Genomic DNA, 24,206 nt, shown 5'->3' with positions numbered 1-24,206 from the left:
GTCGGCCGCCGACCCGCAGTCAGTTGTGGCCCGCGTCGCCGTCGGCGCGTTCCACAGCGCCTGTCACCATGCGGCTGCCGACCCGGGCCGCCTGGTACGACGCTCCGATCACGGCGGCCACCGGCCCGGCGGCTGCCGCCGCTGCGCCGGTGGCGCTCGACGCGGCACCGGCCTGGCTCGGGGCGGGCCGTACGCCGACGCCGTCGCGGCCGGACGCGCCGTCGCGGCCGCCACTCCCGGAGCCGCCACCCCTGCCGTCGCGGCCGGAAGGGCCCGAGGCGCCGCTGGGTGCCCGTGCCCCGGACGGGGCGACGCTGGCTCCGGAGGGCGACGACGCGGAGCTGGCGACCTTCTTCGCACCGGAGGCGATCGCTCCGCCGGCCGCGGAGATGGCGGTGCCGGCCGGGTCGCCGGTGCCCAGCGCCGCCGTGGCCGGGACCACCAGCTTGAGCAGGGCGGGAAGTGCGATGGCCGACAGCAGCAGCACGCCGACCCCGGCTATTCGACTGTGGATGCCGTTCTCGAAGTTGTTTCCCTGCGCGATCATCTGCGAGCCGGCATACATGATCAGGCCGACCGCCGGTTTGTAGAGCAGCCAGGCGACCGTCCAGCCGATGTGCTTACGCCACCAGCCCGCACCCCAGTTGGTCATGGAGGCGGCGGCTGCCAGCGGCAGCGTGCCGAGCAGGAGGATCATCACACCGAGCCGGACGTAGAGCAGCAGGACGTGCACGATCGCCGAGATCAGCAGCAGGAAGGCCAGGACCAGGAGGAGGAACGCCTCCATCCCGGAGCCGTCGTCGATGCACGGCACGCTCTTGATGATGTTCAGGGCGGAGGTGGAGAAGAGGTGCCTGGTGTAGTCGTCGGAGACGGCGGCGGCCTTGATCGCGATCCACGAGCCCGCGCCGGCCACCAGGATCACCCGGAGGAAGCCGCGCAGCGCCACCTTGCCGGCCTCGCCGCGCCGTTCCATCGCCATCTTCGCGGCGGCGAAGAGGATCGAACCGATCGCCAGGTAGACGATGAGCCATTCGACCTGGTCGCTGATCATTGCGGGGACGGCCATTGAGGGTTCGCCGTCGGCTTCCGCCGAGAGGGTGGGCACCTGGTCGGTCAGCTCACCGAAGATCGCGATCGCCCCGGCGAGGATCAGGTTGGCGATGATCCGGACGAACATCCCGACCGGGTTGGTGATGAGCTCGAAGATGTCCCTCAAGCCGTTCAGCGGGTTCGTGTCACACACCTGTCACTGCCTCCACACGCTGAAGCCACGGCTGCTGGCGATCGTGCCGATCGGCTCGAACACCACGCCCACCCGCGACGGCGCGAGCTTCCAGTCCCCGCCGTCCCAGCGCACCTCGATCCGGCTCGCCATGTACGACCCCGCGCCCTGGACGAGTAGCTGCACGGTGGCCGCCTCCGGCGTGTACGCGTCGACCGCGTAACCGGCGTAGTTGCCGCCACCCCGGCGGTTGTTGTTGACCGCCCGGTCGAGCCGGGCAGTCAGCACCTCCCGGCCCTGGCCTGGCAGAACCTGGAGGTCGGCCACGGTCCGCCAGTCGGGGCCGTCCAACTTCACAGGGATGATGTGCGCGGCCAGCACCGCACCGATCGGAGTGTGGGCGAAGCAGCGCAGCACCCCGCCCTCGATGCGCAACGGCCCCTGACTGGCCGAGACCGGCACCTGGTAGCCGAGGTCGACGGCCCGCCAGGACACGTCCGCAGGTGGCTTCGTCGGGGCCGACGCCACTGTGGAGGTCTCCGGGCAGGGCGTGACCGGCCGCTTCGCGGACTCCGCTGCCGGCCGATCGCCCTGGCTGGACCTGTCGTTCCCGCCCAGCCCGGCGATCCAGACCATCCCGGAGAGCAGTACCGCTCCGGCGAGGAAGACCGCCGAGACGATCCACCCCCGTTCCGTCCAGAAGGGCGGTTTTTCGCCGTCGGACCACCCTCGGTCGGCGCCGGTCACTGGGCTCCGCCCTGGGTGGTGCCCCCACCGCCGCCGCTGCCGAGGAAGTAGTTCGCCACCGGCCCGGCGACGGCGATGAGGATGCAGCCGCCGAGGACGAGGCCGAGCCGGGACATGTGCTCGGAACTCTCGCCGCGCTTCACCGAGATCGCCATCATCGTGCCGGTGATCAGCACGCCGGCCACCCCGGCGGCGGTACCGCCCCAGGCGATCAACCCGAGCAGCTTGTTGACCAGGTTGGAGAGTGCGGTCGGGGCGGCAGGCGTCGGGTTGACCACGCCACCGCCTCCGGGCGCCGGCTCCATCGGCAGCCGGGTGAGCACGTGGACGGCGACGGACTGGGCGAGGCTGGTGATCGACATCGGAAAACTCCTTGTGGAGAACTAGCGGATCAGGACGATCGGCGATCCGGGAACGCCCGGTCGACCGGCGGCGAACTGGTCAGAGACCGAGGTCGCCGAAGAACGAGACGAGCGGGCCGGCCGAGGCGCCGAGGACGCAGGCGAGCGCGACGACAACCAGGCCACGGAAGTGTTCGGCTCCCTCGCCGGGCGTACCCCGGTTGAGCTGCAGGGCCATCTGGATGCCGACGATGATGAGGCCGGCCACGGCGGCGGCCGACACGCACCAGGCGAGCAGGCCGAGCAGGTCGTTGGCCGCGGAGACCGGTGTGTAGCCCGGCGGCGGCACGAACGGGCTCGGATCTGCCGCGCGGGTGAACCCGGGGTTCACGAGGTCCTCCCCCGTGTCGCCGGGCCCAGACCTGCCGCCGCGGCGAGCCGTAGCACCGCCTTGGGCAGCGTGCGTGCCTGCCGGCCCAGACGCCATTCCGGCACCCACGGCACCCGGTGCACAGGGGCGACCGAGCGCAGCACCCGGATCCGCCGGGACAGCGCCATCGGCAGCCGGCCAGGTGCGTCGGCGAGCAGCACCAGGCCGGTCAACCGCATGCCCGGTGGGTGCCGACCCTCGCGCAACGCGTTGAGGGCCCGCGACAGTGCCCGGATCCCCTCCGCGTTGGTCCTGCCGACGAGCATGACAGTTGCGGGTTCGGCCAACGCGGCGTCCGGCCATCGGCAGCCGAGGTCGGTACCGCCGAGGAGTCGGGCCAGTGTTGTCGTGCCGGCGCCCCCGTGCGCCGCGATCCAGCCGATCCCCTCGTCGGACAGGTAGCGGCGGGGCTGCGGCTCGGGGCTGTGACCGGGTGGACGCGCGGACACCGATCCCGGTGGCACACGCGATGCCGGCCCGGCCATGGTCGCGGGCATCATGCCATCCACCTCCTCCTCGTGAGTCCCGATCTGATCTGTCCCGACCGGGGTTGAACCGACCGGCCCTCGGCCCCGTTGTGCGGCCGTCCGGCTCGTTGACGGACGCCTCTACGGGGCGCCCGACGCCCCGGTTCAAGACGAGTTCCAGATTTTTCAAGCGACCCGAGGACGGGAGGCGACGTGAGTGGTTCCAGTGCGGGTGGGGAGGGCAGCGGCACCCGGATCGCCGTGATCGGCGCGGCGGTCGGCGCGGGCATGGCATTGATGAGCAGCCCGATCGCCCTGGTCATCGGCGGCGCCCTGATCATCGTGGTGGGCGCGCTCTACATCCTGCTGCTCCCGTTGATCCTGCTCATCTGGCTCTTCGGCGGATTCGGTGGAGGCGGCGGCCCGGACATCGACGTCCAGGACGCCGCCCGGCAGTCCATCGAGGCGGGCCGGGGCGACGGCAAGGGCGAACTGGACACCGAGCAGGTGCCGGCCTCCCTGCTGGAGACCATCGAGGACGCCGGCGAGGAGTGCACCCAGGTCGGCCCTGTGGTGATCGCCGCCCAGATTCAGGTGGGCTCCGGGTGGTACACCGCGAAGGTCGGCGAGGACGGGAAGGTGGGCATTTCCCAGCTCGATCCCGAGATCTTCGAGAAGTACGGCGAGGACACCGACGACAACGACAAGACCCGCCCGGAGGACCCGGAAGACTCGATCATGGCGCAGGCGAAGTACATGTGCGCGCTCGCCAAGGAGGTCCAGACCCTGCTGGACGAGGGGCAGGTGATCGGCAACGCCCTCGACCTGATCCTGTCGGCGTACCAGGAGGGGATCGACGCGGTACGCGAGGCCGGCGGAGTCAGCCCGAGCACGAACACCCGGGCCTACATCGCGAAGGTACGCGCGTACTTCGGCCAGTACATGGGGATCCTCGGCGAGCCGTACGAGACGCCGAAGACCACCGGCCCCGGTTCGGACGACGCCGACGACGACTCCGGCGGTGCGGGCGGTGGCGACAGCGCCGCCGCCGCGGGCCGGGTCCTCGAACTCGTCAACGCCCGGCGGAGCGAGGCCGGCTGCGCGCCGGTCCAGAGCAATCCGGAGCTGACCACTGCGGCGCAGCGGCACAGTCAGGACCAGGCCGAGCACCGGAGCATGTCGCACACCGGCAGCGACGGCAGCGACGTGGGCCAGCGGCTGGACCGGGCCGGCTACGCGTGGCGCACCTACGGGGAGAACGTCGCGTACAACCAGTCGACGCCGGAGGCGGTGATGACCGCCTGGATGGACAGCCCCGGTCACCGGGCGAACATCCTCAACTGCGCGTTCACCGAGGTCGGGATCGGTCGGGCCGACACCGGGGACGGCCCGTACTGGACGCAGAACTTCGCCGCGCCGAGCTGACAGTCAGCGCACCGACCAACCGAGAAGGAGAGGACATGCTGTCACAACAGGAGCAGCAGCTGGCCGCCGAGCCCACGCCGCCGACCGGGGCACCGGCTCCGCCGGACACGGGCGCGTCAGACCCACCCGCGCCGAGGAAGCCGCCGTTCATCCTCTACCTGGAGGGTGACGAGTACGCCGAGGCGCTGCGCATGCTGACGATGTGGGTACGGCACCTGCTCGTGCCGGTCTACGCCCGGGAGGTCGCCTCCACAGCGCCCTGGTGTTCCCGGTGGTGGCTGCACCCCGAGGCGATCGCCCAGCTGTACGGGTTGTGGTTGGCGTGGCAGGAACTCACCGGCCCGAACGCCGGGCTGAGCGGGCCGGCGAACTGGCACCGGGACTACCTCGGCCCGGTGATGAGCACGCTGCGCGACCCGTCCGGTCCGTTCGCAGGGTGCAAGCCGGGCGCCCACCGGGCCAAGGAGATCCCGCACGTCGAGCCGTACTGAATCCCGCCGGCGGCCTCCCGGCCGAGGGGGACGGGAGGCCGCGGCGGCTGTTTGACCGGAGCGTGCCCGGTCGGGGTCAGGGCGCTAGATCACACGGCGCCGTACCCGCCACACCACCACACCGATCAGGACCGCCGCGACGGCGACGAACAGGGCCGCCTCGATGAGCTGGAACGCCCAGAACCGGTCGGCCGGGTGGTAGACCCCGAACTCCTGGATGCCCCGCTCGTGCAGGAACTGGTTGACGTTGGTGCCGGCCCGGTTGGCGGCGTCCTCCAGCTCGTAGTACTCGGTCGAGCTCAGCCTGCGCCCGGCGGCGTCCGCGAAGCCGCGTTCGATCACCCAGTCGGCGACGCTGGGCACGGGCCGGAGCCCCGCCTGGTCCGTGCCCACACCGACGGGCTCCGTTGTGGTGAGCGGAGTGGCGTACGCGGGACGGGCCAACAGCGCCACCGACATCCGGGCGGCGAGGAACGCCCCGAACGCGACGCCGAAGGCGGGCAGGCTGCGCCGCAGGATCGCCCCGGCAGCGGTGGCGACGCCGAACGCGAACAGCGCGTACGCCACCGGGACAAGTCCCTCCAGGTCGAAGGCGTCGTACTGGAACCGCCCTTCCCACGCGTCGAATGGCTGACGGAACCAGGTGAGCACAGCGGTGAACATCCCGGTGAGCGCGACGGTGACGCCGGCCAGTGCCGCGAGCTTGGCCGCCAGCCAGCGCATCCGCGGCACGGCCTGCGTCCAGGCGAGCTGCCAGGTGCCGTCCTCCAGTTCGCGCGCGAGCAGCGGCGCACCGAGGAACGCACCGATGACGACGGGGACCAGGTAGAAGGCCGCCAGGAGGTTCTCGACGTACCCGTACTCCTCGTCGAGACGGCGGAAGGAGGCCGCGCAGGCCTCGTTGACACCGGCGTCTCCCGCACACCGGGCGGGACCGCCGGGGAACAGGTCGTGGGCCTGCGTCCCGAGCACGAGCAGGGAGATGCCGAACATGCCCACAAGCAGACCCAGGACACAGACCTCGGTCCGGTGCTGACGCCAGATCAACCACGTCATACCGCCACCTCCGAGGTGACAGCGGTGCTCGGCTCGGACGGCCGGCGCAGGTACGCCAGCACCAGGTCCTCCAGCGCGACCGGTTGGGCCTGCCACCCGGGCGCGGCCGGGATACCGCCGTCGCGTACCAGCAGTGTCGTGTGCCGGTCGCTGTGGACGGACTGGACGACGGTGCCGGCCCGGTCGAGGTCGGTGGTGGTGCGCGGGCCGACGAGCAGCCGGTGCTCGGCGAGGAGGGTGTCGATGTCACCGGTGAGCGTGACCCGGCCGTTGTTGAGCACGACCAGGTGGTCGCAGACGCGCTCCAACTCGTGCACGACGTGGGAGGAGAACAGGACGGTCACGCCGCCTTCAGCCACCGCGCCCATGAGGACCTGTAGGAACTCGTGGCGGGCCAGCGGGTCGAGGCTGGCCACCGGCTCGTCGAGGACGAGCAGATCCGGCCGCTTCGCCAGTGCCAGAGCCAACGCGACCTGGGCCTGCTGCCCACCGGAGAGCGTACCGGCCCTGCGGTCGAGCGGGATGCCCAGCTTCGCCAGCCGGCGCTCGGCCAACCCCTTGTCGAACCGCAGGTTGCAGGCTTGGCCGAAGCGGAGCATCTCGGCGACTGTGAAGCGCTTGTACAGCGGATGGTCCTGGGCCAGGAACCCGACCCGGGACAGGGTTTGCGGGGTGCTGGCGGTGACGTCGTGGCCGAGGACCTCCACAGTGCCGGTGCTCGGTGCCAGCAACCCGACGACCAGTCGCAGCAGCGTGGTCTTGCCCGCGCCGTTCGGCCCGACCAGGGCGATCACACCGCCCGCCGGCAGGGCCAGGGTGCAGTCGCGCAGCGCCCAGCCCTTCCGGTACCGCTTGCCCACACCGTCGGTGCGCAGCGCGAACTGGGTCTCTGTCACGCCGCGTCCTCATTCCTCGTCTGCTGGTGGACGGACGTAAAGAGCGCGTCGACCGCCTGCTCGTCGAGGCCGGCCGCGTAGGCGCGGCGCAGCCAGGTCGCCAGGCCACGGCGCAGCGACGTGTACGTCGATGCCGACATCACGGCCGACTGCTGCTCGTTGACGAACGTGCCCTGGCCCGGCCGGCCCGTGACCAGGTTCTCCTGCTCCATCTGCCGGTACGCCTTGGCGACGGTGTTCGGGTTGATCGCCAGGTCCTCGACCACCTCGCGGATGAGCGGTAGGCGGTCACCGGGTTGAAGGAAGCCCAGCAGCACCGCCTGGCGTACCTGCTGGACGAGTTGCAGGTACGGCGGCACGCCGGAGTGGGTGTCGAGCCGGAAGACGAACACGGTAGCCCCTTACTGCTTTACTAGGACCATAGTAAAGCAGTAAATCGGCGGTCAAGAGAGGCGCCCGCCTCCGCGGGCGGCCTCCCGGCCGGGGGCCGGACGGGAGGCCGCGGGTCAGTGAGACGACCGCCGCATTGGGCTCCGGCTCGGCGCGGGGGTCAGGGCTATTGCGAGGTCGGGCAGCAGCCCGCCGTGCTCACCGTCGGTGACTGGCACTGCCTCGGTGATGGATTGCCCTGGGCGACACGCGTTCGGCACCCGCCGGGTCACGTCAACCGTGGCGCCGACCATCCGCGGCAGGGTAATGCGAACGCTGCCGTCGCTGGTTGCCGGACCTGATGACCTGTCGCCGGCTGCTGCCCGGCTCACAACTACTTGCTCGTCATCGTCGGCCGTTCCGCGTAGGTGGCGAGCCCCCAAGCCATCCGGCGCATGAAGCGGAGCAGGTAGAGGCGCATGAACGGACCCAACAAACGGATGTTCGTCTCGAACTCGGCCTGCCAGCTGATCCGGGTTCCGGAGCCGTCAGGTATCAGTTCTATCTGGCCGCGGTAGCTGCGAAACGGTCCGGAGGGATTGATGTAGACGAAGCGGCGATCGGGCTCAAGTTCTTCGATTGATTCGCGGCTCAGAGCCCGTCCTGTGCGGAATAGCCGGACGTCGCCTACACGGCCGCGATCCCACGGGTCGCGACCGTCTGCCAGGGTCACCGAGTCGATAGGTGACCACAGTGGCCAGGAGCCGGCACGCAGCAGCGCATCATAGACAGCCGTGGGAGCGGCGTCCGAGCGCGCGTTGATAGAGTAGCGGTGAGGCATGCCCCGACGGTAGAAGCGTGGGCGTGATCGTTTGTTACGTGAGATTGCGGACAGCCGCAGCAATCTTGCGGTGTTAGCGTCGACTTGCGGTGTTAACGTCGATCTGTGAATCGCGAGGCCCATTTCGACTTCGCCGCCTACGCGGGATACGACACGTCACGACTCCACACGAATCTGTACAGCTGGGACGCCGCAGGCTGGCGGGCTCTGCTTGTCCAGAGCTTCGATCATCTGGACAAGGCCGCCGAAATCGACCTGCCCGCCACATCCAGCTACCACGTGTGGCTGGTCGTGGCCGGGCAGGGCACGATGCGGATCGAGCAGGGCAACGAACGCAAGACCGTTCCGGTCGCCCCGGGGTTGATCGGCGGGTCCGTGGGCGGCGATCAGAGCCGCCTGCGGTTCGAGCTCTCGGAACCGATGTCCACTGTCCACCTACATCTGCCCGGCCACACGGTACGCAGGGTGGCAGCCGAGATGAGTCTCCCGACTGCAACACACATCCCCAGCGATGACGAACTACTCCCGTCGCTACTGCCATCACTCGCGAGCGCGGCACGCCGGGGCGCCGGCGACCTTCATGCTCAAACGGCTGCTGAGTTCCTCGCGGTTCACCTGCTGGGCCGGCCCGGAGAGGCCGAACGGGTGGGTCGTGAGGACAAGCGGGTCCACGCCGCTATCGAGCTCATGAACGAGCGTATGGCTGAACCACTGAGACTGGCCGATCTGGCACGGGAGGTGCACCTCAGCACCTTTCACTTCCTGCGGGTGTTCAGGCAGACCACCGGGCTGACCCCGGCCCGGTACCTGACCCGTTTGCGCATCGATCAGGCCCGCCGCTACCTGGAACGTGGGATGGGGGTAGGACAGACTGCGATCCGCTGCGGGTTCGGCGGCACCGCGCAGTTTTCGGCGGCCTTCCTGCGAGAGACCGGTATTCGGCCGTCGGCGTACCGGATGGGTAACTGATCAGGGCTTATGCGAGGGGTCACTGACCCGGCCACGCTTGGGATGCACCCAGATCAGCGTGTACTTGCCGGTGGTGGCCACGTGCACCCGGCGCGGGCGTGCGCGGCGGCGACCGCGGCCACCCGGCCGAGGGAGACGGGAGGCCGCGGGCCAGCGAGGCTACCCCCGCGTTGGCCCCCGACTCGCCACGGAGCTGCTCCGCCGCCGGCTGACCGGCGAAACCGGCCGGGTGCTCGGCGTCAGCTCGGGCGACGACCGGACGGCAGCCGCTCTCGCCATCGGCGTCTCCGGCTCGCGCTGGGAGGACAGGGTGCGGCCGCCGTCCGGGCTGACGAGCGCGGCCATGTTGGCGATGGTCGGCTCGGCCGGTGCCCGGTCGAGCCGCGCCTCGGCCCCCTCCGGTTCGACCCCGCGGCCCTTGAGGAAGTGGGACACCGTGGGCAGGTCGACCTGTTTGTACAGCTCGCTCAGCGCGTGGTTTTCCTTCAGCATCGATTCCACCGCATCGGTGAGTTGGCTGCGCAGCACCGCTTCGTCGAATTCGGACGTTGGCCGGCTGCCGAGCGGTAAGTCGTGGAGAGGCAGCCCGAACGGCGTGCCGGACGGGACCGGAGGCTGCCCCGCCGGCCACGGCTCCGACCCCGCCGGCCACGGCCCCGACCCCGTCGGCCACGGGCCCCGCGTCGCGTGCGGTGGCCCCTGCGAGGTTGGATACGCCGCTGTCGCATCCGACGTCCCGTCCAACATGTGCCGCAGCTCCTGTATGAGGCGCCCGATGATGGCGTCCCAGTCCTGGCGGACAACGGGTTCGGGCTGCCACTGCACTTCCGTTGGGTCCAGATCCTGATCCGGATCCCGGTCGCGCCGCCTCATCCCACCGGGCGGGGGCGGCCCTCCGCGGTCGAGTTCGCGCTGTTTGCGGTCGACGAACGTGCTCGCGTCGCTCCATTTGTTCGCCAGTTCGGGCGAGCGGGTGCTTGCAATGCCCCCGATCAGGCGCAGGTCGTCCTCGACGATCTTCAGCGCCAGCCGCTCGACGTGTGGGTTGGTCGCTCGCTTCTGCTCGGGCACGGACACCTCCGGTGGGCCTCGGTCATCGCCGTCGGAGGCCCTACGGCTGCCATCGGCGTTCGGTTCAGCCCGATCCGCGGGAGCCGTCCGAACGCCGGTCAGCGGGAGATCGGAGCGGTGACGATCGCCGTGCCGTCGACAAGCCCCACCGTGACGAACGCGAGGTCGTTCACGGGCAGCGACAGCTCGGCAGTCACCTCCTGCGGGCCGGACGACGCCGTCCAGTCGCGTATCACGTGGGTGGCGCCGTCCCGGGTCACGCCGAAGAGGCGGTACCGCAGGCCCTGACGCAGACCGATGGCGGTGACCTTGATGCTGGATCTGTCCTCGTCGGTGGTGATCGTGACGGCGAGACTCACGCCCTGGGCGGGCGCCTCCCCGTTCGCGGTGAGCACCACGTCGCTGTTCGTGAGGCCCAGGCCGGCTACGACACCACCGCCGGCAACGACGACGGCCAGCACCGCGGCGGCCACGCCGGCCCAGAGCTTGAGCCGGCGACGCCGAGGGTCGCCCGGCCGCCCCGGGCGGCTGTCGGACCCCGTTGGCGACCCCGGTCGGTTTCCGGCAGGCCGGTCCGACCCGACGGTACGTGGACCGGCGCCGCCACGGTTACCTCTGCGGCGGGCCACGTCAGCCCCGCCGCTGGCCGGCGTCGGAGCTGTCACCCCTGCCGGAGTGCCGACCGAGGGCTCAGCCGGGTCGGCTGCGGCCTCGACCGGGTCGACGACGACCCTGGTCGGGTCGGCTGCGGCCTCGACCGGCTCAGCTGCGGCGCTGATCGCGAGATCATCCGCCGGGAGAGCCGGACCGCTCGCCAGCGGTACGACCGTCGACGTGTCGGGCCCGGTCGGGAGCGCGGCCTCCGACGGCAGGGCCGCGAACGCCTCCCAATCGGCGGCGTCCAGCTCGGGGAGGGCGCTGGTCACGCTCCCCATCTCCCCCGCCGCGGACAGACACTCCCAGCAGCCCGCGAGGTGCGCCTCGAACGCGACGCGCTCGGGCTCGTCCAGGGCACCGAGCAGATAGCGGGCCAGCGTGGCGTGCTCGGCGGTCGAGTTCTCCTCGCCGGTTCGCATCACGCCCCCCATCTCGGACCCAGAGCACCGCGAACGGCGGAACGCCACACGCGACGACCTCCGTGCCGGAGATCTGGCGAGGAAACGGGGCGACGAGACATCAGGAGAGATGACATCAGGACGACTCGATCGGACCAATTGCCGCGTGCAGCGCGCGCACCGCATAGTACGTCCTGGACTTTACCGTACCCTCCGGAATTCCTAGTCTCTCCGCGGCCTCGGCGACCGACGAGCCCTTGTAGTACATCTCGATCAGCACCGCGCGATGCTCTGCGGAGATTCGCTGTAGCGCCAGCCGGACGGTGTGCGCGGACGCCACCCGGTCCATGTCGTCAGTCGCGACGGAGAGCCGGTTCAGGTCGGGGATGGCGACCTCAGGTGGACGTGCCTGCCGGGCGCGCATCGCGTCGATCGCCACGTGCCGGGCGACGGTGTAGAGCCACGGGGCGATCCGCCGCGGATCGGCGGCCAGCGTCTCCAGATTGCGCCAGGTGCGCAGAAACGTCTCCTGCACCAGATCCTCGGCCAGCTCGTGCTGGCCGAGGACGAGCCGGGTGAGAAACCGCAGCAAGGGCGCCCGGTACTGCTCGTGGATCCACCGCATCAGGGCATCCGGAGAGGTCTGCCCGCTCACGGTGTCGCTGACGACCTCAGATCCCAGCGCTTCGTTGGGCACCGCCGACACAGAACGCCTCCCCCTCGCGTACGGGGTGTGCCCGTACGGTCGCGTCGACGTGTCAACGTCGATCACAGCCTGAGGGGAAGGATAGCCGGATCCGGTCGACAGCCACTGTGGACGCCGCCCGATGGGCTCCCGTGGTCGCGCGTCGGCACTGCCGCTTGCGGGCCGTCGCCCGCCGCTGGTGCGCTCGTCTGTCCGGTCGGCACCGATGAGGACGGCGGCGCTCACGTGCTGAACCGCAGCCAGCGGACGTTCGCGTACTCCTCGGGCTGTCCGCTGGAGAACGTCAGATAGACGTCGTGCGTGCCGGTGACCGGGGCGAGGGTGCCGGGCACCGTCGCCCAGCTCTGCCAGCCACCGGTGTTCGCCACCGCGATCGAGCCCACCGGCGGACCGTCCGGGGCGTCGAGGCGTACCTCGATCAGGCCAGAGACGCCGTGCGGCGCCCCGGAGGCGACCCGCACCTGGAACTGCGTGACAGGCTTACCGCCGAACTCGACCCCCCGGTAGCCGGCCCAGTCACCGTTGGCGAGGAAGCCGATGTGCTCGCCACCCTCGTTGGATGCCTCGGTCTGGACCCCGTGCTGGCGGTCGAAGCTCGCGGCGGCGATCTCCTTGCCCACCTCCCGGGCGCCCGGTGCGGCGGCCGCGGCCACCACCGGCGGCGGCACGACGACCGTCTCGTTGGCCTGCGGCTGCGGCACGTTCACCCGTCCCCCGCCGAACGGGGTGAGCGTGATGGTCATTTCCTGGGGCGCGGTGTCCTGGATGTACGAAGCGTCATCGATCACGTCATCGAACGGAAACCCGTACGCCTTACCGTCTGCGGCGTTCCGGTGCAGAATCCGCGAGTAGTGGTTGGTGATCGGATGCTGGTAGAAGGCGCTGCGGTTGGTGGTGGGATGGTCGTTCTGGCCCAGGGTCGATCGGTTGAACCCGGCGCCGAGGACCCGTGCCACCTGGTTGGCGGCCTCGTCACCGGTCATGCCGAGCGCGCCGGCACAGTAGAAGACATCAAGCGACGAGGGCCTGTCGAAGGCTCGCACGCCGCCGTCGAAGGCCAGTCGCCCGTCGACCACGCGGCCCCGGCGCGTGCCGGACGGGGTGTGCACCCGCAGCTCGGTGCGGCTGTAGCGGTCCCACACCTCGTTGACGTAGCCGTCGTAGTAGTGCGGGTCGAACCGGCCGGTCTCGATGCCCTTGCCCGGTGCTATCACCCGCAGCCCGTCGCCGATGACGAGGCGCTCGTAGCCGGGCTGGCGGGACAACTCCGCGAAGATCGCCTCGCGTCCACCGTCAACGAGTTTGCCGGTGACCTGCTCGTCGTTGCCGCGCAGCCGGATCGCCATCGGGATGCTGAACATGTCGACAGTCGTGGTGTTGCAGGCCAGCACGGAGGCGTTGTAGGTGAACTCGCAGCAGTCGTGCAGCACCTGGAACGCCGGGTCGCCCTCCGCCCAGCCCACCGGGTACTGCAACGCCGGCTGGCCGTCACCGCCGCTGACCACTGTGAGCCGCAGCCGTCCGTTGATCGCGAAGTAGATCCGCCCGGACATCCTCGGCAGCACGAACCGGGTCGTGCCGGAGGCGTCAAGCCGTACCCCGATGTCGGCGAAGCCGTCCGGGCCGTTGTGTGCCGGGTTGGCGGGGGTGAACCGGCCGCTCTCGCGGACGTACCCCATCCGGCCGGTCGCCAGGTCGGTGCCGACGACGTACATGGTGATCGCGGCGCTGTCGAAACGGCCGGTGCTGTTCACGATTGTCAACGGCAGCCCGTCCGCGGCGTGTGCCCGGGAGATCAGCGGTGCGGCCACCAGGGGTGCCCCGACCACGGCAGCCCCGGCAAGTCCGATCCGGAGCATCCTGCGCCGAGTCAGCATTCATCAACTCCGATCAAAGGTCTGACGGTCAGCCGTCGGCGTCGTTGCGGTGTGACACACAACGCGGGCCGGCGGTTGCTGCGTTGACGGCTCGGCATGCCCCTCGGTTCAATACCCCGGCAGAAAAAAGATTTTCGTCAGATCCGCACACGAGCCGGTGAACCGAGGGCATCGCCCGCCCGTCGAGACAGCGATGCCAACACCGGAAGGGATACCCCGTGGAATCCGATCAGCCCTCCCCCCTGCGCCGACTGGGCCCGATCTCACGACGCGCGGCCGCCGGTGTGGTCGCCGGCCTGGCGGTGCTGTCCGCGGTCGTCGCCACCGTCAGCTGGGGAGTCGCCTCGGCTCAGGACGATGACTTCGTCGGCCGTGCCGTGACCGACGAGCAGCTGACCACGATCCGGGCCGCCGCCCGGTCCTGCCCGGCCCTGACACCGGCCCGGCTCGCCGGCCAACTCATGGCCGAGTCAGGGCTCGACGGTCGGGCCAGGAAGACCGCCTCCGGCGGCCGGGGCATCGCCGGCCTGGACGACGCCGCATGGGAGGCCTGGGTGCCGTGGCCAGGCGCGCGACGCTCGGACAGCGCGGCGAACATCCTCGCCCTGGCCCACAAGATGTGCGATCTGAGCGGCCAGGTCCGGGTGACCAAGATCGAAGGCGACCCGTGGCGGCTCTCGCTTGCCGCGTTCAACGCCGGCATCGACGAGGTACGTAAGGCCAAGGGGGTCCCGTCCAGCGCCGTCGACTATGTCGACCACGCCAGCGGGTACGCCGCCTTCTACGCCGAACTGGTGCCCTTCGGTGGGGCCGGTGAGCCCCGACCGAACAACAAGCCGCAGCAGCCGAGGGCGGTCCCCGAGGGGTACCTCCCGCTCGTCGTGCGCGCCGGGGCGGCCTGTCCCGAGGTACCGCCCGCGGCGGTCGCCGGCCAGGTGATGGCGCTGTCCGGCTTCGACCCCAACATGCTCGGTGACGAGGGGCAGCGCGGGATCGGGCAGTTCCTGCCCGAGGTGTGGCAGGAGCACGGCCCGGCACGGGGTTCGGTCTGGGACCCACAGGTGGCCGTACCCGCGGTCGGCACCGTGATGTGCGCGCTGCGCAACGAGCTGAGCGGTATCGAGGGTGACCCCTACCTGCTGGCGCTTGCCGCGTTCCGCAACGGGCCCACGGCCGTCCGGCAGACCGGCGGGGAGTTCGACGGCCCGACCCAGGTGTTCCTGCGCACCGTTCGGGAGAACACCGAGTTCTACGCCCTCGACTCCCGACTGAAGCCGACGGCACCCACCAAGCCGGTCGTGCCGCCGAAGCCCGGCGCTTCACCGTCCCTGTCGCCCTCCCCCACCGCCACCGCTGCCAACCCCCGGCCTCCGGTGCCGCCCGCGCAGCCGGAGCGGCCCGACGAGCCCACCAAGGCACCGGCACCGCCGGTCCGACCCGCCGGCGCCAAGCAGATCGTCGGCAAGGAGACCGGACTCTGCCTCAGCGGCGGCGAAGGCGACGGCGTTCGGGCCACTGTGCGCAAGTGCCAGGAGGTACGGAACCAGTGGTGGTCCTTCTCGTCCGACGGCACCATCCGGGCGAACGGCCTCTGCCTGGACGTCGCCTGGGGCGAGAAGCGCGACGGCGCTCCCGTGCAGTCGGCCCACTGCACCGCCGTGCCCGCCCAGAAGTGGGAGTGGATCGAAAGCAATGGACGCCGCTCACTCTTCAACCGGGCGACCGACAAGTGCCTGGACGTCGACGGCCACGCGCCGGGCGCACCCATGGTGATCTGGATCTGCGTGTTCAACCCGAAGCAGACGTTCAGCCAGAGGTAGCCCCGCCTCGCAGGGAATGTTCGTAACAGCCGGTGCCCGGCGGCCCATCCCGAAAGGGCGGCCGCCGGGCACCGGCGTCTGTGGTGAGACGATCAGCCGGCGAAGCGGCGTCGACGCATCCGAAGGCCGAAGACCACACCAACTCCGCACACCAACGCCAGGCCCAGCAGGACGATGATCGCCGCGCCCGAGCCTCGCCTGTCCTGCCCGGCGGACACCGGACCCTTGTTGTCCAGAGCGCCCGCCACCGACGTGGCCAGGTTGATCATTCCGGCGCCGAACGCCCGGTGCTGGTCCTGTCCACCGAGCGGATCTGCGGTGCCGAGAATCCGCTCCTTGACCTGGGCTGCCGTAAGGTCGGGCTCGGCCGCCCGGATGAGTGCCGCCTGCCCCGCCACGAAGGCGACAGCGAGTCCGGTACCAGTCCGGCCGGTCACCCTGCCGCCGGTGCCGAGGCTCGCCACGTCGACACCAGGTGCGACGACCTCGACGGTCCCTTCCAGATATTCGTCAGCGAACTGGTCGGCCGGGCCCACCCCGCCGGTGAGCAGCAGCGCGCCGCCTGCGGCACCATTGCCCGGGGACGGCAGCGGTGCCGGTTTGGTCGGTGCGCCCGCCACCACCAGCACGTCGTGGTTGAGGGCGGTGGTCAGCGAGGCCGCCACCGCGGGAGCGGCCAGGTCCACGTGGGAGCCGAGCGCGACGACTGACGCGCCCGCGCTGACCGCCACCTCGATGGCGGTCGCCGCGTCGGCCGCCCGGGCAGCGCCGGAGCCCACCATCCGGACCGGCAGAATCGTGGCATCCGGGGCGATCCCGACCGGGCTGCCGTCGACGCTGCTGTCAGCGGCGATGATGCCCGCCATCGCGGTGCCGGAACCGACGCAGTCGGTGTCGCCGCGACCGTTGCCGACGGTCACGTCCGCCCCGACGGCCACCCGGCCGCTCAGCTGCTGGAGGCTCGCGTCGACGCCGGTGTCGACCACCGCGATCTTCACCCCGTTGCCCCGGGTCAGGGTCCATGCGCTGTCGGCGGCCATCCGCAGCTGCGCCCAGTCCGAGCGGCTGCTGGACCCGGCGGCGGCGGTGCACTTCTGGGTGCCGCCGGTGGCGCCGGGTCCGGGGCTGGCCCTGGTCGGGCTCGCCGTGGGCGACGGGCTGCCGCTGGGCTTCGGGGTGCCACCGGGCTTCGCGGTGCCACCGGGACGGGCCGACGGTGTCTGCGCCGGTGGCGCAGGAAGCTGGCCGTACTTGACCCCCTCACCGGCGGCGTCCCAGGGCAGCACCAGATACCAGCCGGCGGTCAGGACTCCCGGGTCGGTCAGCCGGAGCCCGTCCGGCTGCACCCGTCCGGTGTTGAGGTGATAAATCTCATCGGATCGCTCGCCGCTGCCGAGCAGCCGCCACGCGATGTCGGTCAGGTTCTCCGGCTGGCCCTGAAACTGGGCCGCGACCACGTAGTACTTCACGTACGGCCGGTTGTCAGGTGTGGGGTTCGCCGCCGACAGCCGGGGTACGGCCAACAGCACGCAACCGGTCATCACCACCACGAGCAGGCGGGCAAGGATGGGGTGCTTCGCCAGCACTGGGTGTCCTCCTTCAGTCACCACGGCCATGAACGTCGCCGCGTTCCACCGTCTATTGCGGATTCGCGCCGCGTTAGTTCAAATCAATTTGAACCGGGCCCCGACGAACCTCGTCATGAGGTCGGCCGAGCGTACCGGCGAGGGCTGAGAGACGATCTTTTCAGGACTCGCGTATACGGCACGTTTCGCCGACCGTGCACAGTGGTCAAATCACGACGATGGTCCAGTGGGGACGAAGGCAGGGCGGCGGTGACAGCACTCGGACGGACCGCCAGGGCGGTGGCGAGCAGGGATATCGACCGGGTCCCGGTGACCCGGCGCTTCGACCCGCGCCGGCACCGGCGGGTCGCCGGGCTCTTCGACCTGTGGCTCGCCCCGGGCCCGAAGGGCCGTCTCATGGTGCCCACCGACCCCAACCGGTTGCTCGACGCCCGGTCCATCGCCGACCTCGTACGGCGCGCCGGGGACGCCGCCGACGACGTCCGGATCCTCACCGACGACGGCGCCCGGCACGCCGACCTCTTCACCGAGGTTGCCGGGCTGCTCGGTCACGACGTGCTGGTCAGCCCTGAGGGCACCGACATCCGGCACACCGCCCACCGGGTCAACGGCGCCGACAGCGCGAGCGCGGGCAGCGCCGGTCCGCTGCACGCGGTGCCGCTGCACCGGGTAACCCGGCAGCCGATGGACTGGCTCGTGCTCCAGCCACCCGACCTCGCCACCCACCTGCCCGGCTGGTTCGCCCTAGACGAGGGCCTGGTCCGCCCCCGCACCGGCGTCGTACGCCTGCCGCTCGCCGACGGGCTCGCCCTGGCGACGCGAGCCGACTTCGTGGCCCGCCGGGCCACCGCGCACCGGCTCGGCCTGGTCTCCGAGGGCATCGTCACCATCGCCGTCACGGCCCGCGCCGACGGCTTCCTGGTGGGCAACTACAGCGGCACCCAGGGCGTACACAGCGGCCGTCAGCTCGCCGCCCTCGTGGGCGACCTTCCCCTCTACGGCGCCGACCTGCGGCTCTGGCTGACCTGGCCCTCCGATGCCGGCGAACAGGCCCGGCTCGCCGAGCAGACCATCGAGCTGGCCGAGACGACCGGCGCCACGGTCTGGACCCCGCCGCCGGGAGGGCGCGCGGAACTGATCGACGACCACCGGGACCTGCGTGCGCTCGACGCGGCGGGCGCCGTCGCGCCGTGGCGGGCGTACCGGCCGAGGTACGCCGACGGTCCGGCGACCCTCGACGCCACCCCCGACGGGCTGCTGGTGTCCCGGCTCACCAGAGAGCGGGTCACGCTGACCCTCGCGAATGGTGTCGCCGCTGGTTTGGCCGTCACCGCGCCGAACGACCCGGCGTCCGGCGTGGTCGGCTCGGCGCCGGGCGTCGGCGGGTCGGCGCAGGACCCCGCCGGGTCGCCGGCGGGCGTCGACGGCTCGTCGGAGGCGGGCCGGGAGGCTGCGGACGGAACTCCGGCGAACGGCCGCGTGACGGACGCCGCACCGACGAAAACGACGACGGTCGGCGCGTCGAAGGAACCGACCGCGCCCGATCCGCCCGCCGTCGCACCCACTGCGGTGCTGACCCCGCCGCTGTCCCGCCCCGCGCTCGTCACCGAGCGACGGCGCGCGTCCGACTACGGTCCGCCCTGGCTGCGCCGTGGCCAGCAGGTCAACGCGGAGACGTTCGAGGCGTTCGTCCAGACACCGGGCGACCCCGCCGAGGTGGTCGCCGACGGCATGCCCAGCGCCGAGCTGTTCCTGATCGCCTTCCTCGACCCCCGGTCCGCGCCCGAGGGCTGCAACCTGCTGCGGGTACGGATCGAGCCGGGCGGGGCGATCGCGGTCGCCACGCTGCGATCACACGTGCCGGCCCGGTTGCAGTACCTCCTCGGCACCTCGGACACCTACCTGCTGCCGGCGGCCCGACTGGATCGGGTACGCGCGGTCAGTGGGTTCCGCACCGAGGGCATCGGATGGCTCCTGCCGGTCGGCGACGCATACGACGCGATGGTGCGCATCCGGTCCGCGCCCACCGCCCGCTCGACCGCCGGCCTGCCCAACGACGTACGCCGCTGGCCCGAGTTCGGCACCAGGAGGGCATACGCCCTCCTACCGGCGCGGTCACGCGGTCTCCCCAAGGGCTGGCTGCGGTTGTACCGGCAGCCGCCACCGGCGCGACAGGGCCGACTGCTTGTCGACGTGCGGGTGCCCCGGAGCCGTACCGTCGATGTCGGCGCCACCGCCGCGATGCTCGCCCCGCTCACCTCGGTGCGGACCCGGGCGGACGCGCTGCACCGGGCCGGGGTGGAGCTGATCCTGGGCAGCCGCTCCTACGACCGGATCCAGGTACGGCGCGTCCACCACGCCCGCGACGGCGCCTGGCAGCGCAGCCCGGGTGCAGCCTCCGGGCCGCTGCCAGCCACGCTGCGCCGGCTTCAGTCCGGCGCCACCACCCCCGCATCCGGCCCGACCTGAATCGACCACCGGCCGCCGGGGACCGGGCCGATCACCACGGGGACGCACCGTCCGCCCGTCGTGGCGGCGAGGCTCCGCGCGCCGGCCGCGTCACCGGCGGCCAACCCGGCGGTGAACACGACGTACGGCTTCGGCAACTCCTCTTCCGGCGTGGGCGGCTGCGGCAGGGCGTCCAGGACCCGGCTGCCGCCGGGGGCCTGCGTGCCGAGCGCCGCGCCGACCACCGCCACACCGATCCCGGCGGCATGCAGCCGCCGGGCGAGGAGCACCGCCGCACGCCGGCAGGCACCGACGGGCCCCACGAGAGTGAGTACGTCCGGAGCCCGACCGAGGTCGACGTGCAGCCGCCACGGACCCCTGTGGCCCAACACCAGCGGGAGGATGGCCGGTGGGGCGGGCTCCCGCTCACCGAGCCAGGCGTACGCGGGCGCGGCACCACGCCCCGTCGCCACCCCTGCCAACCGGACCCGCATCGGACCGGCCTCGCTGTCCAGATCGGCGCTCAGGTAGGGAACGTCGTCGCCGCCCGGCACCGTCGGTCGTGGCACCTCCGGCATCAGTGCCTGCGTTGGCTCCTGCTCACTCGATGGCCCCGCCGCCACGGGGCCCGGCACCTGGTGCTCGGCATTCGTCGCCGGCTCCGGAGTGGTCGGTGACACGGAAGCTTCGCCTGGCCGCGTGCCGCCCTGGATCTGGGACGGCGTCGGCGGCGGTGTTGGCGCGGGCGTCCGCGTCGGTGTTGGAGATGGTGTCGGCGTCGGCGGGATGACGGGCACCGTGGGTTCAGAACGCCCCTGTTCCGTGGACGGCGGGGCGGTAGACACCGAGGGCGGAGCGACGGGCGGCCGGGCGTGACCGTTGCCCGAGTCGGTGGCGAGTTCGGCGGGGGTCGGGGTGTGGTGCCGCTGCGGCGGCCATGGCCCGTCGTCGGTGAGGGCGAGCGCACCCCGGCGTGATCCCGCACGGCGCAGCAGCATCAGCGCCACCACTGCGAAGATCACCGCCAGTACGCCCGCACCACCCCGTACCAGCAGCGGGTTGACGGGATCAGTGGTGACGTCCCGCTCGTCCCGCGGCCTGGCAATCGTTTCGGTATCCGTGGCCGCCACGGCAGGGGCCGAGGGTGGCGGCGGGGCAGCCGTGGACGGGGCAGCCGTCGAAGGGGCCGGTGTGGAGGGCGCGACCGACCGGGGAGCCGGCCTGGACGGAACGGCGCTCGGCGTCAGTACGCTCGGCGACGGTCGCGGCGATCGAGCGGCGATCGTCGGCATCCGGCCGATGCGTACCCCTTGGCCCTTAGCGTCTGCGGGCAGCACCAGCATCCAGCCTGGTTCGAGCACCAGGCCGTCGGTGAACGTCGCACCGTCAGGCTGCTTCCGCCCCACGTTGAGTTCGACGATCTCCCGGTACCGGTTGCCATTACCGAGGGTGCGCAGGGCAATCGCGTACAGATACTCCTTCTGGCCGTCGACCGCCGGCCCCACCACGTAGTACCGGCCGGTCTCAGCCGGGGCCGCACGCGCCTGCCCCGCTGGGGCACCCACGACGAGCCCGACCAGCACCAGTGCCGCCGCCACGGCTCGCCGTATCAGCACCATCGCCTCCGTACCCTCGGTCCATCCACATCCTGCCGTTCCGGTCCTGTAATACGAGCCGGGGTCACGACGGTTCAACGCGACAGTCATCGGTTCTGGGGCAGGGCAACCGGCGGTGGGTCCGGCGGCTCCGGCCGTCGACCGCAGGCCGGATGTCCGACGCGGTGACATCGCCCGTTCCGCGCCGCCATGTTCGACTACCGCGGGTCCGTGAACCTCGCGCTCCCCCCTGCGTCGTCTAACTCGTGGACGATGAAGAATTCACGGTTCTCCGACCTGGGCAGTTCCTGTGGTGACGCCGGTCTGAGCGTCCACCAGCAGCAGGGCCGCCTGGTCAGCAGCCGCGACGAGGAACGTATCGGCCGTGGAGCCGCTCGGCAGGTCCCAGCGGACGGGCAACGGCCATGCCAGGCTGCTGCCTGGCGTGAGCCCCGGAATCCGGCCCGGCAGAGGCTGGCCGTTCGTCAGGTCGAGCCGCGTCAGCCCGCGGTAACCGCGCCACCCGCCCAGGAGAACGACAGATCCGGCAACGCTGACGTGGTGGCGCAAGCTCAGGTCCGGCGTCGACCACCTCCGCTGCCCGGTGTGCATGTCGAAGCAATGCAGGACACCGGCCTGACTCAGATAGAGACAGCATTCCCCCGCGACGGCGGTGGTGCCCCAGCAGTCCTCAACGGCCTGGTCCCACAAGGAAGCTCCGGTCTCGGGGTCCAGTCGGACCAGACGGGAGTGCCGCTCCGCCACGACAAGGGCACCGGGCGAACCCGCCAACGTCGACTCGTTCGAGCGCAGGTGCAGGAGCCGCGACCAGAGCACCTGCAACGCGTGATCCACTAGCCCAGTGTCGCGCACCAGGTCCCGGTCCGCCGTACCGTCGACGGCATCCCACTGGCGACGGCGACGCATGACGCCGGCGACCGGCACTCGCAACCCTGGCGTTGCCGGCCACGGCCACGAGCGGACTGCAGTGGGTGCGGATACCGGCTGGCGCATGGGACTCGCGCGGGTGAAGCTGAGGTGTGATCGTCATCCAGCGGGTTCGTGTGCGGTGGACGGCTGCGGCACGGGGTGCGCCGGCCGCGAACGCCCGTCGCGGCCTCGACCAGGCGGTGGTCCTGCCTCAATCACTGCCGGATACCGACGTGGTGGTCCATGAGGTCCTTGCCGACGAGGCGGTCAACTACCAACCCCAGGGCAAGGTGCTCGCCGGAGGCGTCAGGCAGGCCATCGACATCGGCCTCCGGCTGGGCCGTGACGAAGCGGCGGTCACCGTCGACCGGCTGTCCGGTTCGGCGGCCTATCCGCGCCCGTACGCGCCAGCTCGCCTGTTCACGCTGACCCGAGGGCAGGTTGGCCGCTACCGGGCCAACTTCCGGTTCACCGGCTGCGCGTGCAGCCCGAGCTGGTACTACGAGGACTGGCTGGTCCATGTCAGCTACGGCCGAGTGACCCCTGACCGCTTCGTGCGCGGCCAGCCGGACCACGATGCCGACCAGCGCGTGCATCTCTACGGCGGGACCAGCCGACGCGCAGTCACCCACCCATGAACTAGGCAACCTTGTGATCGGCAAACCTCGACGAGGTCGATCTCAGGCGCTCACGTCCGCGAACAACGCCTCCACAAGCCTGGAGCAAGGCCGGTCGAACCGCGTCGGCAATCAGGATGGCGGGATCGGTGCGGCGCTGTCCGGCCGTACCGGGGATGGGTTGTGTTGCCTGATTTCCGGGTGGGTGTGCACTCTCCGGTCTGGAAGCCGGTGTAGGCGTACCTCCCGCGACCGCTGTGGTCGCGGGAGGTACGCCTCGGTCGGGACCGTCCCGGCCGCCTACTGGTGGCTGGGTGGGCGCGCTGTCGGCGGGGGCCTGGGCCCGGTGAGAGCACGCGGTGGAACGCGACGAACGACGTCAGCAGCCGAGCCGCTTTGTGGACAGAGCGATGTCGTCGATCCAGATGTCGAACTCGCCCGGCGTGGTGCCGCCCTGGTAGAGCTGCCAGCCGATCTTCACGGTGTTCACCGTCGGCAGGATGAACGGCACGTCGTTGCCGCCGTGTTGCGTGGTGGAGGCGGTCAGCTCCGGGTTCGCCACCCCGTCGATCCACACCACGACGCGGTTGTCTTTCGGGTCGAGTTGCCACTCGAAGCACTGCCAGGTGTCCTCGACCACGGGTGCCGACTCCCGCCAGTTGGTCCAGTCGCCGGTCGGGCCACCGTCGGCGCCCACGCCCCAGAAGATGCCGGGGACTGTGGGCGCGTACTGGCCGCCGACCGGACGGACGACCTCCGAACTGCCGGTGCCTGTCGCCTCCACAAGCGTGAAGTGCGCCCAGTCGGGGGCGGTGGGGAACTCATCGACGCGCAGGCGCATCCGGCCGTAGAAGCGGTTGCCCGGCGCGGCGAAATCGTCGACGCGCAGGAAGGCCCGGCCGTTGTCGACAGTGTGCACGTGCAACACCTGGTTGCCGTGGCGTGCACGCTCGACGGTGAGCGTGCCGTTGCGGGTGTCGACGCCCCAGTCCAACGTACTGGCGCCACCTCGCGGCAAACGCTCGAAGTCTTCGCAGAAGAGCAGGGCACGGGTGCACGAGCGGTGGGAGGCACCCGACGCGCCGGCGGGGACGCTGCCGGCTGTGGTGCCGAGGATCAGGGCGGCGGAGAACACCGCGAGGAAACGGCGCATGGTCATCCTTCATGGCGTGGGGTCCCTACCGCGCGGGCAGGGACCGGATCAGTGCTGTCGGACATCGCGATCGCTGCTCACTCGTCACCGG

Annotated in this window: 23 protein-coding genes; 6 read left to right on the top strand and 17 right to left on the bottom strand. The window is 71.1% G+C overall.

The annotated features are described in order from the left end of the window. Positions 1 to 19: 19 nt before the first annotated feature. From ACLQ23_RS21090 to ACLQ23_RS21070, 5 genes are all read right to left on the bottom strand, one after another. Entirely contained in the window at positions 20 to 1,246 is a 1,227-nt protein-coding gene (locus tag ACLQ23_RS21090) for a hypothetical protein (protein ID WP_355627676.1), read from the bottom strand. 3 nt (positions 1,247 to 1,249) lie between these two features. Then, complete coding sequence (locus tag ACLQ23_RS21085) at positions 1,250 to 1,972, bottom strand: hypothetical protein (RefSeq protein ID WP_355591988.1); 723 nt, start codon at positions 1,970 to 1,972, stop codon at positions 1,250 to 1,252. Then, positions 1,969 to 2,334: a hypothetical protein gene (locus ACLQ23_RS21080; protein ID WP_355591990.1), complete on the bottom strand. Its 366-nt coding sequence runs from the start codon at positions 2,332 to 2,334 to the stop codon at positions 1,969 to 1,971. The genes ACLQ23_RS21085 and ACLQ23_RS21080 overlap by 4 nt, the downstream gene beginning before the upstream one ends. A 79-nt stretch (positions 2,335 to 2,413) precedes the next feature. Then, on the bottom strand, positions 2,414 to 2,704 hold the full coding sequence (locus tag ACLQ23_RS21075) for a hypothetical protein (protein WP_355591991.1): 291 nt from the start codon (positions 2,702 to 2,704) through the stop codon (positions 2,414 to 2,416). Then, positions 2,701 to 3,243: a hypothetical protein gene (locus ACLQ23_RS21070; protein WP_355591993.1), complete on the bottom strand. Its 543-nt coding sequence runs from the start codon at positions 3,241 to 3,243 to the stop codon at positions 2,701 to 2,703. The genes ACLQ23_RS21075 and ACLQ23_RS21070 overlap by 4 nt, the downstream gene beginning before the upstream one ends. Before the next feature lie 180 nt (positions 3,244 to 3,423). On the opposite strand from ACLQ23_RS21070, the gene ACLQ23_RS21065 reads away from it, so the two are divergent. Continuing rightward, the gene (locus tag ACLQ23_RS21065; protein ID WP_355591995.1) at positions 3,424 to 4,635 is read left to right on the top strand and encodes a CAP domain-containing protein; all 1,212 of its coding nucleotides are present in this window, start codon (positions 3,424 to 3,426) and stop codon (positions 4,633 to 4,635) included. A 35-nt stretch (positions 4,636 to 4,670) separates the two neighbouring features. Beyond that, positions 4,671 to 5,126, top strand: coding sequence for a DUF4913 domain-containing protein (locus ACLQ23_RS21060; RefSeq protein WP_355591997.1), 456 nt, complete (start codon positions 4,671 to 4,673; stop codon positions 5,124 to 5,126). Positions 5,127 to 5,210: 84 nt separating this feature from the next. Here the strand turns inward: ACLQ23_RS21060 and ACLQ23_RS21055 are convergent, their stop codons facing one another. The 4 genes from ACLQ23_RS21055 to ACLQ23_RS21040 form a co-directional block, all read right to left on the bottom strand. Further along, a complete protein-coding gene (locus ACLQ23_RS21055) occupies positions 5,211 to 6,182 on the bottom strand; it encodes an ABC transporter permease subunit (protein ID WP_355627673.1) in 972 nt (323 codons plus the stop codon). Next, entirely contained in the window at positions 6,179 to 7,078 is a 900-nt protein-coding gene (locus ACLQ23_RS21050) for an ABC transporter ATP-binding protein (protein ID WP_355627670.1), read from the bottom strand. Before ACLQ23_RS21050 ends, ACLQ23_RS21055 begins: the two co-directional genes overlap by 4 nt. Continuing rightward, complete coding sequence (locus tag ACLQ23_RS21045; protein ID WP_355592003.1) at positions 7,075 to 7,470, bottom strand: GntR family transcriptional regulator; 396 nt, start codon at positions 7,468 to 7,470, stop codon at positions 7,075 to 7,077. Before ACLQ23_RS21045 ends, ACLQ23_RS21050 begins: the two co-directional genes overlap by 4 nt. Positions 7,471 to 7,841: 371 nt before the next feature. Next, on the bottom strand, positions 7,842 to 8,288 hold the full coding sequence (locus tag ACLQ23_RS21040) for an SRPBCC family protein (RefSeq protein WP_355592005.1): 447 nt from the start codon (positions 8,286 to 8,288) through the stop codon (positions 7,842 to 7,844). Positions 8,289 to 8,393: 105 nt separating this feature from the next. On the opposite strand from ACLQ23_RS21040, the gene ACLQ23_RS21035 reads away from it, so the two are divergent. Beyond that, entirely contained in the window at positions 8,394 to 9,257 is an 864-nt protein-coding gene (locus tag ACLQ23_RS21035) for a helix-turn-helix domain-containing protein (protein ID WP_355627667.1), read from the top strand. A gap of 159 nt (positions 9,258 to 9,416) precedes the next feature. Here the strand turns inward: ACLQ23_RS21035 and ACLQ23_RS21030 are convergent, their stop codons facing one another. From ACLQ23_RS21030 to ACLQ23_RS21015, 4 genes are all read right to left on the bottom strand, one after another. Beyond that, a complete protein-coding gene (locus ACLQ23_RS21030) occupies positions 9,417 to 10,328 on the bottom strand; it encodes a hypothetical protein (RefSeq protein WP_425880974.1) in 912 nt (303 codons plus the stop codon). A 98-nt stretch (positions 10,329 to 10,426) separates the two neighbouring features. Beyond that, positions 10,427 to 11,404, bottom strand: a complete 978-nt coding sequence (locus tag ACLQ23_RS21025; RefSeq protein WP_355627784.1) for a zf-HC2 domain-containing protein — start codon at positions 11,402 to 11,404, stop codon at positions 10,427 to 10,429. Positions 11,405 to 11,519: 115 nt separating this feature from the next. After that, a complete protein-coding gene (locus ACLQ23_RS21020) occupies positions 11,520 to 12,089 on the bottom strand; it encodes a sigma-70 family RNA polymerase sigma factor (RefSeq protein WP_355592013.1) in 570 nt (189 codons plus the stop codon). A gap of 221 nt (positions 12,090 to 12,310) precedes the next feature. Next, a complete protein-coding gene (locus ACLQ23_RS21015) occupies positions 12,311 to 13,948 on the bottom strand; it encodes a beta-1,3-glucanase family protein (protein WP_425880973.1) in 1,638 nt (545 codons plus the stop codon). Positions 13,949 to 14,184: 236 nt separating this feature from the next. Between ACLQ23_RS21015 and ACLQ23_RS21010 the strand changes: the two genes are divergently transcribed. Then, a complete protein-coding gene (locus tag ACLQ23_RS21010) occupies positions 14,185 to 15,786 on the top strand; it encodes a ricin-type beta-trefoil lectin domain protein (RefSeq protein ID WP_355592017.1) in 1,602 nt (533 codons plus the stop codon). A gap of 92 nt (positions 15,787 to 15,878) precedes the next feature. Here the strand turns inward: ACLQ23_RS21010 and ACLQ23_RS21005 are convergent, their stop codons facing one another. Next, entirely contained in the window at positions 15,879 to 17,372 is a 1,494-nt protein-coding gene (locus ACLQ23_RS21005) for a S8 family serine peptidase (protein ID WP_355592019.1), read from the bottom strand. Positions 17,373 to 17,621: 249 nt separating this feature from the next. On the opposite strand from ACLQ23_RS21005, the gene ACLQ23_RS21000 reads away from it, so the two are divergent. After that, positions 17,622 to 19,841, top strand: a complete 2,220-nt coding sequence (locus ACLQ23_RS21000; protein ID WP_355627658.1) for a hypothetical protein — start codon at positions 17,622 to 17,624, stop codon at positions 19,839 to 19,841. Here the strand turns inward: ACLQ23_RS21000 and ACLQ23_RS20995 are convergent. Both ACLQ23_RS20995 and ACLQ23_RS20990 read right to left on the bottom strand, forming a co-directional pair. Then, the gene (locus ACLQ23_RS20995) at positions 19,802 to 21,436 is read right to left on the bottom strand and encodes a hypothetical protein (RefSeq protein WP_355627656.1); all 1,635 of its coding nucleotides are present in this window, start codon (positions 21,434 to 21,436) and stop codon (positions 19,802 to 19,804) included. The two genes, ACLQ23_RS21000 and ACLQ23_RS20995, sit on opposite strands and share 40 nt — an antisense overlap. Positions 21,437 to 21,697: 261 nt before the next feature. Next, positions 21,698 to 22,270, bottom strand: a complete 573-nt coding sequence (locus tag ACLQ23_RS20990; protein WP_355627653.1) for a PQQ-binding-like beta-propeller repeat protein — start codon at positions 22,268 to 22,270, stop codon at positions 21,698 to 21,700. A 308-nt stretch (positions 22,271 to 22,578) separates the two neighbouring features. On the opposite strand from ACLQ23_RS20990, the gene ACLQ23_RS20985 reads away from it, so the two are divergent. Continuing rightward, positions 22,579 to 22,983, top strand: a complete 405-nt coding sequence (locus tag ACLQ23_RS20985; RefSeq protein ID WP_425880972.1) for a hypothetical protein — start codon at positions 22,579 to 22,581, stop codon at positions 22,981 to 22,983. A 358-nt stretch (positions 22,984 to 23,341) separates the two neighbouring features. Here the strand turns inward: ACLQ23_RS20985 and ACLQ23_RS20980 are convergent, their stop codons facing one another. Beyond that, on the bottom strand, positions 23,342 to 24,115 hold the full coding sequence (locus tag ACLQ23_RS20980) for a hypothetical protein (RefSeq protein ID WP_425880971.1): 774 nt from the start codon (positions 24,113 to 24,115) through the stop codon (positions 23,342 to 23,344). Positions 24,116 to 24,206: the final 91 nt, after the last annotated feature.

Origin of the sequence: Micromonospora sp. DT41 (genome assembly GCF_049841715.1) — a bacterium.
GTDB classification, from domain to species: domain Bacteria; phylum Actinomycetota; class Actinomycetes; order Mycobacteriales; family Micromonosporaceae; genus Micromonospora; species Micromonospora profundi.
This window is presented reverse-complemented; position numbering and strand designations above follow the sequence as displayed.